Raw genomic sequence first — 8,711 nt, 5'->3', positions numbered from 1 at the left:
GCATCTTATTGTATTTATCATAGACTTCCGGCGCGTAGATGGAACTGGATTCCCCAATCCAGTACATGATCCCATCAAGGATTTCCGGCTTGGTCGTGACCTTTAGTGTGTATTTATCTACCGCTTCGAAAGAAACCTGGCGCTGCTCGGCGGTATATCTGGTCTGCAGGACGCCTTCGGGATCTGTGTACCAGTCAGTAAGACAGCGGGCGATGTCCTGAGCGGTCAGTTCCCTCCCGTTTACCAGGCGGCTGGCTTCACTATCCGGATTGAGAGCGAAGCGGATGCCTTTGCGGATACGGAAGACGATGGTATCATTACCGACCAGTTCGTAGCTTTCCGCCAAGCGCATCGTAGCCACCTTCAGTGACTGGGTAGCCGCCAGCCAGCCAGCTTCATTGGAACCGGCCACCCCTTTCGTCCAGTCCCCGCCGTATAATACCTCGTTGACTAGGGTGTTGGTACGTGGCGCCGTGGTTTCGAAGATGACCGGAGCAAACTGGGTTATGGGGACTTGCTCAACCAGATTTAAAGTACCCCCGTACTTTGGCGTTTCGGTTTCCGGCGCCACCGGCGTAGTTGGAGTCGTCGGCGTAGTTGGAGTCGTCGGTATTGTCGGTGTCGTAGGTGTTGTCGGTGCTGTAGGCGTAGTCGGTGTTACCGGCGCTGCCGGAGAGCAGGCTGCCAGCAGCAGTGATAACGCCACCAGGCAACTCATCATTAACCAGGCAACTTTCCTCTTCATTTTTCCTCCCTCCCTGCACGGATATTATTTATCACGAGTTTCTTTCGTTAGCTACGGGTGGTGAGTCTGTTTCCGCCTTGTTATATTGGTCAGATTTTTCGAGGCTGGCCCTGCCGCTAAGCCCGATTACCCCCAGGGCTCCGGACACGGGAGGGGGTACTATCCCATCATTTCAGCTGTGAAGCTGGCATCTCTTCACAGCACCCTGGTTTCCCCCGGCAGGACCAGCGTTTGCCTTAAATATTTGCGTACTTTGTAAGTGACATCACTAAACTAAATTGAAATATTACTCTAAATAATAACGTGAAGCATATCACTATTATTCGATAAATGTCAATATGAACTGGGGAATATTTAGTAAATCGCACAATATATGGTGCATTTTGAACAATATGTGTAAATTCAGTAGCATAAATAAACAATTCAATAAAACCAGCGATGGGAATGGGTAACTGATCCGGGGAGTACTTTACTGTCCAGCTTTGTGGATAATATTTACTGGTATCCGTTCCCGTAATATAAATATTGACACCCGGCCAGCGTAGTTCTAATATAGCAGCAGAGAAAGATGCTAAAACAGATAATGCAGGATAGATGAGTTACCGGTATTTGAGTAGACTTAGCTGAAGTATGGGAGGTAACCAATGGAACTGAACAATGAAGAACTGTTCCACCTGTACCAGGATATGCTGGTATTCAGAGCTATCGAGGAGACGATGTCGCCGCAGACCGAGACCTGGCATGGCGCGGCAGGTGAAGAAGCCAGCCACGTGGGCGCTTTCTTCGGCCTGGAGAAAGATGATATCGTCGGTCCGCACTTCCGCGGTATCTATGGGGTACATTACCTCAGGGGCCTGTCCCTTGAGGATGTTTTCGGGGAGATCTATAACCGGGAAAATAGCCAGAGTAAAGGCAAGTACACGGGAATGGTGGGTACTCTGAAACAGGGTATCTTGCCCTGGTGCATTGGAACACTGGCCCAGCTTTTTCCGCTGGCTACCGGGGCCGCTCTGGCCGTCAAGCAACAAAAGTTAAAGAGCGTCGTCGTGATGAGCTTCGGTGACAGTACCAGCAGCCGGGGTGAGTTCCATGAGGCGCTTAATTTCGCCTCAATATTCGGGTTGCCTATCGTTTATGTCTGTATCAACAACCAGTGGGGCGAGTACACGCCGACCAGAAAGGCGATCTCCGCCAGGAATATTGCTGACCGGGCACAAGGTTATAATATGCCCGGAGTGATAGTAGACGGTAATGATGTGCTGGCAGTGCACGGGGCTGTTCAGGAAGCTGTCGCCAGGGCGCGCCGGGGTGAAGGTCCCAGCCTGGTTGAATGTAAGACCTGCCGGCTCGGCGGCCATCAGTCAGGCGATAAGGCATTATACCGGACCAGGGAGGAACTGGAGGAAGCCGAACGCTGGCGTCAGAAAGACCCGATTAAGCAATTCACGGAATACCTGATTCAAAAAGGCGTCTTGACAGCCGGTAAGGCTGAGGAATATTCGCAGCTGGCGAGGGCGAAAGCAGAAAAGGCGCTGCAGGACACGGCGCTTGGTCCACGCCCGAGGCGGGACAGGGAGTTCGCCCTGTCCGAGGTCTTCGCTCCGTAGATGAAAAGGAGGCAAGCAATTGAGAGAGCTAAGTTTTACTGAGGCGATTCGTGAAGCCCTGCGTGAGGAGATGCGCCGGGACCCGCGTGTCTATGTTATCGGGCTGGACGCGGGTATTCGCCCCGGAGTATCCAAGGTGACGACGGGCTTCGAGGAAGAATTTGGCAGCGACCGGGTAATCAGCGCTCCCATTGCGGAGGGGATCATCGCCGGTTCCTCCGTTGGCGCCGCCCTGATGGGGATGAGACCGGTGGCCGAGTTACTGGTGGCTGATTTTATGAGTGCTGCCATGGAACCTATGTTTACCAGTGCCTCGCGGGCGAGATATGTTTCCGATGGCGGGGCGAAGGTGCCGCTGGTGCTCAGGACCCGTGTCGGCGGGGTGGGGCAGTACGTGGCCAGCGTTGAAGCCTGGTTTGTGCATATCCCCGGACTAAAGGTGGTGATGCCCTCTACCCCTTATGACGCCAAGGGACTGCTCAAGTCCTCAATCAGGGATGATAACCCGGTAATCTTTTTTGAACACGGCAGCCTTCACCAGGACATGAAGGGCCCGGTACCCGAAGAGGAGTACACTATCCCTCTGGGGGTGGCCGATATCAAGCGCACCGGCAGTGATGTTACCGTTGTGGCGGCTGCCAAAATGGTGCACGAAGCGCTGGCCGCCGCCGAAGAGCTGGCTCAAGAATCAATCAGTGTGGAGGTGTTGGACCTCCGTTCTCTGTACCCTATCGATAAGACCATGCTCTTGAATTCAGTCAGGAAGACAGGCAGGCTCATCGTTGCTCACCAGGCCTGGAAGACGGCCGGCATCGGGGCGGAGATAAGCGCCATCGTCGCTGAAGAAGCCCTGGGCGCTCTCAAGGCGCCGGTCGCCCGCGTGGCTACTCCTGATGTGCCCGTGCCGACTGCGTACCCGTTGCAGAGACTGGTACTGCCCGGCAAAGATGATATTAGCAGCGCTGTCAGGAAGGTGATGGCTTAGCCGGGTCTGCCGGTCAGTTTGACAGGTTGAGTCCGGGGAGAAGTTACCTCTTGTTTTTAAGGGTGTGCTTGTCCTCATTAATTACGTATTTCATTCTTTGTCCGCTCAGGTACCGACTTCTTTTGTGATGATATAACTGCCTTTAGCTGGAGGTATTGGAGATGACTGTTGCCAGAGAGATTGCCGACTACGCTGCTGGATTTGACTATAAAGACCTGCCCGGAGAAGTGGTGGGAATGGCCAAGAGGGTACTCCTGGATACGCTGGGCTGTGCCATAGGCGGCTATCCCAGCGATGCCAGCCAGATTACGCAGGGTCTGATAAAAGAACTTGGCGGGGCACCGGAGTCTACGGTTATCGGCAGTGGTATCAGGACTGACTGTCTCAATGCTGCGCTGACCAACGGAATCATGGTGCGCTACCTCGATTATATGGACCAGATTTCCATACCGGTGGGTCACTGGTATGTTTATGCTCATCCCAGCGAGGTTATTCCCGGCATACTGGCTGTGGCCGAGCGCCAGCACCTTTCCGGTGTTGAGGTACTCACCGCCGTTGTCCTGGGCTATGAGCTATCAGCCCGTTTCTGTGAAGCGACTACCATTGTCCCGATAGCGAAAAAGGGCTGGAACCCGGATAGTCTGGGAGTCTATATCATGCCGGCGGTGGCTGGTAAAATCCTTGGTCTTAATGCCGACCAGATTGAGAATGCTATCGGTGTATCAGGCTGTCACGGCATGGTACTGGGTATCCTCGATTCGGCGTCAGAAGAGTACACTATGGCCAAGAATATGAGGTTTCCGCTTACTGCTCGTGACGGAATCCTGGCGGCGCTGCTGGCGCAAAGGGGATTCACCGGCCCGACCAGAGTGATGGAAGGGGAGAACGGTTTTATCGAGTCCGTCATGGATGGTGATTTCGATGTGGACAAGCTAACCGATTTTGGCGGCAGGTTCAGAATCCTCGATACCGAGTTTAAGGCGTGGGCGGCGTGCGGTACTCTCCAGGGTCACCTGAATGCCACCTTGAACCTGGTGGAGGAGCATGGCATCAATCCTGAAGATGTGGCGCAGGTTAGAATATGGGCGGGTACCCGCAGTGTGGAACACACCGGCGACCCGGTGAAACGTTACCCGAAGAACAAGGAGACGGCAGATCACAGCGCGTACTATGTTACCGCCGTAGCCATCAAAGAGCGGGGACTGGGCCCCGACCAGTATTCCCCGGAAAAATACGCTGACCCCGCTATCAGGGAGTTGATTGACAAGGTCACGCTGGAGATAGACACCGACCTGGACCGCTTCGGCCGCGCCGGAATCACCGAGATTACCACCCGGCAGGGCGCCAGGTACAGGTGTCAGATAGACTATCCCAGGGGCCACCCCAATAATCCGATGACCGATGACGATATCCGCAATAAGTTTCATTCCCTGGCGGCCAGGTTCATGGACGAAGAGCGGATGGGAAAGGTCATCGGTACCATCAATGCCCTGGAAGAGGTCGATGATATCGGCCGTTTGATGAGGTTGCTGGTCTTTCAGGGGTAGGCAATCGTGTTTACCATGTCAATTAGAAGATGGGGAACATTTTATTTGGATTTTGGCTTCATTTCACAGGAGTTGAAGCGTAATAGGGAATCCCAGCTTATTTCACCACCGGTTACAAACATCTCGCTGAACTCAATGGTAAATTTGTTTACTATTTGAGCGTATTCTTCCTGAAATTCATCGTTTTTCTCCCTTGCCAGATGTCCGAGAGGTTTGATTATTTTCAAATACAGATCACTGTTTCCTGATATGAATTCCCAGAACTTCTGGCCGCAATATTTATAATAGTCTCCCCTGTCCGGCTTAGCGTTTCTACCATAGCAGCATCCATTAACGGCGGTAATATTTAGCTTTGAGTTGCCGGTTCGGATGGTCTGTTTAGCCCTCCGGAAATCATCCTGCATTTTTCTGATCTGGCTACTATTACCCCAATTCGGGCCAGATTTGATAGCTACGATATAGCGGACATCATCCTTATTAAACTCCAGGTCTATACCCTGGGTTGATGACTTCCAGCCATCATATACTTTTTGGTTAATGAAGATAGCCAGTCCTTCCAGGAAGTTTCCAAATATCGTTTCTTCTTGAGAGGACAAATAGGCGTCAAGCAAGGTTTTCACTAAGTCTTGTGCCAGCAGGATGTTCCGAGCCTTGAATAGGTAAGGGTTCTTTCTCAGCAGAATATTATCTAGTTTAAGTCTTCTTATACTATCAAGCCTGCCTTTGTGAAAGCTACCGATGTTGTCTTTTATATACTGGCTGATTTCTTCTAGTTTAATTATGTCCATAAAGCCATTCTTACGGTTTTTCCTTTATTTGCCGCCTTCCATATTTCGATGGATTCTTGGGCTAATTTGTAATAGTTCTCCATCGCCTCTATTCCGATGTAGTGCCTGTTTAAGTCTAAGCAAGCGATGGCTGATGTTCCAGAACCGATGAAAGGGTCAAGCACTACGTCTTCTTCTTGAGTAAAGAGTTTGATAAACCAGGTTGGCAGAGAAAGCGGGAAGGAAGCACTATGGCCACGATTAGCACATTCAGTAGCAAGATGCAGCACATTTGTGGGGTAGACAGACTGTTTCCCAAGCCAGTTCGAAACATTCTTGCCAAAACCACTTCCAACCTTGGATTCATCCCTGATAAGGTCTGTCTCACTCAGTTTCGCCAATCTGTTCTTACTCCATTCTCCAATCGGTACCATGACAGCTTTTTGATACATCTTGAATTTCCTTTGCTTGTTGAACTGTAAACATCGTTCCCAGGCGTCTCGAAAGCGATTCGGCCACTTGCCCGGATAACAGTTCTTCTTATGCCAAACATATTCCTCTGTCCAAAGCCATCCTTGCTTTCTCATTTCAAGTATTAGCTCAAGGACGTAAGTCTGACGTTCGCCGTTTTCAGTTCTTTCTTTTATGTTCAAGACAAAAGTGCCGTCATTCTTCAGGACTCTTTTAAGTTCAGCAGATATTGGCAAAAACCATTGAACGTATTCTTTAGTAGGGATTCCTTTATAGGTCTTCTTACGGTTATCGGCATAAGGGGGGGAGGTGAATATTAGGTCAACACAAGAATCCGGGAGAGATTTCAAGGCGTTTAAAGAATCTCCCTGGATTATCCTGTCTAACTCTAAGGTAGTACTGAGTTCGGTGGTCATTATTACGATTCTATACCCGTTTCGTGAGATTATAACACATAAGAAGTAAAGAGAAAATTGCCCATTATTGAACGAGGAAGCGCCAGTTCTAATGGGGTAAGGTCAGTATGAACCATATAAATCTCGCCAGACTTCAAATTGCCATCCGGTGGGTTTTCCTTCAAGCTGGCAAACATCGCTTCCAAATCGTCGAGCCAGAGCTGGACCCGGGCGTCGGAAGGCATCCTCCGGTCCCCCCGCGGGGACAGGCTCTCTAGCATTTTCAGAAAGTTTAAGGTAATATTAAACATGCTCTTTAGCTTGAATTATTATTAAAATTGTTGCCAGCCACTGATTGCCGTTCTCAGTACTCGTAAGGAATTGTGATGTCAAATGGGTATACTTATAACTGATACTACTCTCAGGGACGCTCACCAGTCTTTGATAGCCACCCGGATGCGTACCCGGGACATGCTGCCAATCGCTGAGGAACTGGATAAGGTCGGTTTCTTCTCGCTGGAGGTCTGGGGTGGAGCTACCTTTGATGCTTGTATCCGTTACCTGAATGAGGACCCGTGGGACCGGCTGAGCCAGTTGAGGTCAAAAATAAGGAACACCAGGCTCCAGATGCTGCTCCGCGGCCAGAACCTCGTCGGCTACCGGCATTACCCGGACGATGTCCTCCGGGAGTTCATACGCCTTTCCGCCAGAAACGGTATAGACGTCTTCCGCGTCTTTGATGCCCTCAATGATATCCGTAATATGGAGCCGGCCATCTCGGCTGTCAAGGAATTCGGCGGGCATGCCCAGGGCACCATCTGCTATACCACCAGCCCGGTGCATACCATCCAGACCTTTGTCGATATGGCCACCGCCCTTGAGGAGCGTGGCTGCGACTCGATATGCGTCAAGGACATGGCGGGTCTGATATCCCCGGCTGAGACCACGGTTCTAATTAAGGCGCTAAAAAGCCGGGTCAAAATACCTATCAGTTTCCATTCCCACTGCTCCAGCGGCATGGCTCCGGCCAGTTATCTGGCTGCCACTGAAGCTGGTGTAGACATGCTTGATACCGCCTTTTCCGCTTTTGGGTGGGGCACCTCTCAGCCACCTACAGAGAGTATCGTCGCTATGCTGAAAGGGACACCCTATGATAGCGGACTCGACCTTGAGCTTCTCTATGAAATCGGCGAGTATTTCGCAGGCATCAGCGCTAAATATCGTATGCTTTTCACCGCTGAAACTACCCGGCCTAACGTAAGTGTGCTCCTGCACCAGATACCTGGCGGTATGCTTTCCAATCTGGTCAGCCAGCTCCGGGAGCAAAATGCTCTGGGACGGATGAGCGAGGTGCTTGCCGAGATACCGAATGTAAGAAAGGATTTTGGTTACCCGCCCCTGGTTACGCCAACCAGCCAGCTGGTCGGCATCCAGGCGGTGCTTAACGTCCTGAACGGTACACGCTACAAGCAAGTGACCCAGGAGGTTAAAGACTATTTCCTCGGTAAGTACGGTCGTCCCCCGGCTCCACTAGATGATGAAATAAGAAAGCTGGTTATCGGTGATGAGCAGCCAATTGACGGCCGCCCGGCAGACGCTCTTGAGCCGGAGCTGGACAAGCTGCGGGGTGATGCCCGCAAGCTGGGTATCTTGCACCGGGAGGAAGACCTGCTAACCTATGCGCTCTATCCTCAGGTAGCGGTACGGTTCCTCAGAGGAGAAATAAAGGAGGAAGCTATTCCCTCGCCTGCCGCCTCGTCTTCCCCTAGTCCTCAGCCTGCCATTCTCCCGGCCGAGTTCAGTGTCGAAGTGGATGGGGAGATGTTCAACGTCAAGGTCACCTCTGTCATGGGTAAGACCTTCGAGGTAGAAAAGCCAAAGCCGCCTAAGGAGGTGCCGGCCGGCGCCGTGGTTTCCTCCATGCAGGGCATGGTGCTCTCGGTCAAGGTTAAGTCCGGCGATATTGTCAAAATTGATGACGTTTTGGTCAGTATCGAAGCCATGAAGATGCAGAATGAAATCAAGTCTCCCCATGCTGGCACAGTCAGGAAAGTGCTTGTCTATGAGGGCGAGGTAATCAACGCCGGTGATGTTGTCATGGTTATTGAACCTTAAGAAGTAAGCATGTCTGTCTCGGTACAGGTAAAGGAAGATGATAAATAAGGTCCTGGTTGCTAACCGTGGCGAAATAGCC

The 8,711-nt window shown here is 51.5% G+C and carries 8 protein-coding genes; 4 read left to right on the top strand and 4 right to left on the bottom strand.

Going from position 1 to position 8,711, the window contains the following annotated elements; genetic code table 11:
- Window positions 1-745: hypothetical protein (locus Q8Q07_00040; protein ID MDP3878685.1), on the bottom strand; the 745-nt coding region annotated here is incomplete at its 3' end.
- Between the two features lie 644 nt (window positions 746-1,389).
- On the opposite strand from Q8Q07_00040, the gene Q8Q07_00035 reads away from it, so the two are divergent.
- The 3 genes from Q8Q07_00035 to Q8Q07_00025 all read left to right on the top strand — a co-directional run bounded on the left by Q8Q07_00035 (window position 1,390) and on the right by Q8Q07_00025 (window position 4,884).
- Window positions 1,390-2,352 (top strand): thiamine pyrophosphate-dependent dehydrogenase E1 component subunit alpha, encoded by a 963-nt coding sequence (locus Q8Q07_00035; protein ID MDP3878684.1) that lies wholly within the window; start codon window positions 1,390-1,392, stop codon window positions 2,350-2,352.
- A 19-nt stretch (window positions 2,353-2,371) separates the two neighbouring features.
- Complete coding sequence (locus Q8Q07_00030; protein MDP3878683.1) at window positions 2,372-3,337, top strand: alpha-ketoacid dehydrogenase subunit beta; 966 nt, start codon at window positions 2,372-2,374, stop codon at window positions 3,335-3,337.
- Window positions 3,338-3,498: 161 nt separating this feature from the next.
- The gene (locus Q8Q07_00025; GenBank protein ID MDP3878682.1) at window positions 3,499-4,884 is read left to right on the top strand and encodes an MmgE/PrpD family protein; all 1,386 of its coding nucleotides are present in this window, start codon (window positions 3,499-3,501) and stop codon (window positions 4,882-4,884) included.
- A gap of 41 nt (window positions 4,885-4,925) precedes the next feature.
- Here Q8Q07_00025 and Q8Q07_00020 read toward each other — a convergent pair whose 3' ends face one another.
- The 3 genes from Q8Q07_00020 to Q8Q07_00010 are packed head-to-tail and all read right to left on the bottom strand — an operon-like array spanning window position 4,926 to window position 6,762.
- Window positions 4,926-5,672, bottom strand: coding sequence for a PmeII family type II restriction endonuclease (locus Q8Q07_00020; protein ID MDP3878681.1), 747 nt, complete (start codon window positions 5,670-5,672; stop codon window positions 4,926-4,928).
- Entirely contained in the window at window positions 5,663-6,538 is an 876-nt protein-coding gene (locus tag Q8Q07_00015) for a site-specific DNA-methyltransferase (GenBank protein MDP3878680.1), read from the bottom strand. Before Q8Q07_00015 ends, Q8Q07_00020 begins: the two co-directional genes overlap by 10 nt.
- A gap of 29 nt (window positions 6,539-6,567) precedes the next feature.
- Entirely contained in the window at window positions 6,568-6,762 is a 195-nt protein-coding gene (locus tag Q8Q07_00010; protein ID MDP3878679.1) for a hypothetical protein, read from the bottom strand.
- A gap of 148 nt (window positions 6,763-6,910) precedes the next feature.
- Between Q8Q07_00010 and oadA the strand changes: the two genes are divergently transcribed.
- Window positions 6,911-8,632 carry a sodium-extruding oxaloacetate decarboxylase subunit alpha gene (gene oadA / locus Q8Q07_00005; protein ID MDP3878678.1) on the top strand — a complete coding sequence of 574 codons (1,722 nt, stop codon included), beginning with the start codon at window positions 6,911-6,913 and terminating at the stop codon, window positions 8,630-8,632.
- Window positions 8,633-8,711 lie beyond the last annotated feature (79 nt).

This window comes from Dehalococcoidales bacterium (assembly GCA_030698765.1).
Taxonomy (GTDB): Bacteria; Chloroflexota; Dehalococcoidia; order Dehalococcoidales; family UBA2162; genus JAUYMF01.
The sequence above is the reverse complement of the archived record's forward strand: the minus strand, read 5'-3'. Positions and strand labels throughout refer to the sequence as shown.

Excerpts from the sequence above, each read along its gene's own strand:
- Q8Q07_00035 (MDP3878684.1), top strand. The coding sequence starts at position 1,390 with ATGGAACTGAACAATGAAGAACTGTTCCACCTGTACCAGGATATGCTG.
- Q8Q07_00025 (MDP3878682.1), top strand. The coding sequence starts at position 3,499 with ATGACTGTTGCCAGAGAGATTGCCGACTACGCTGCTGGATTTGACTAT.
- Q8Q07_00020 (MDP3878681.1), bottom strand. The coding sequence starts at position 5,672 with ATGGACATAATTAAACTAGAAGAAATCAGCCAGTATATAAAAGACAAC.
- Q8Q07_00015 (MDP3878680.1), bottom strand. The coding sequence starts at position 6,538 with ATGACCACCGAACTCAGTACTACCTTAGAGTTAGACAGGATAATCCAG.
- Q8Q07_00010 (MDP3878679.1), bottom strand. The coding sequence starts at position 6,762 with ATGCCTTCCGACGCCCGGGTCCAGCTCTGGCTCGACGATTTGGAAGCG.
- oadA (MDP3878678.1), top strand. The coding sequence starts at position 6,911 with ATGGGTATACTTATAACTGATACTACTCTCAGGGACGCTCACCAGTCT.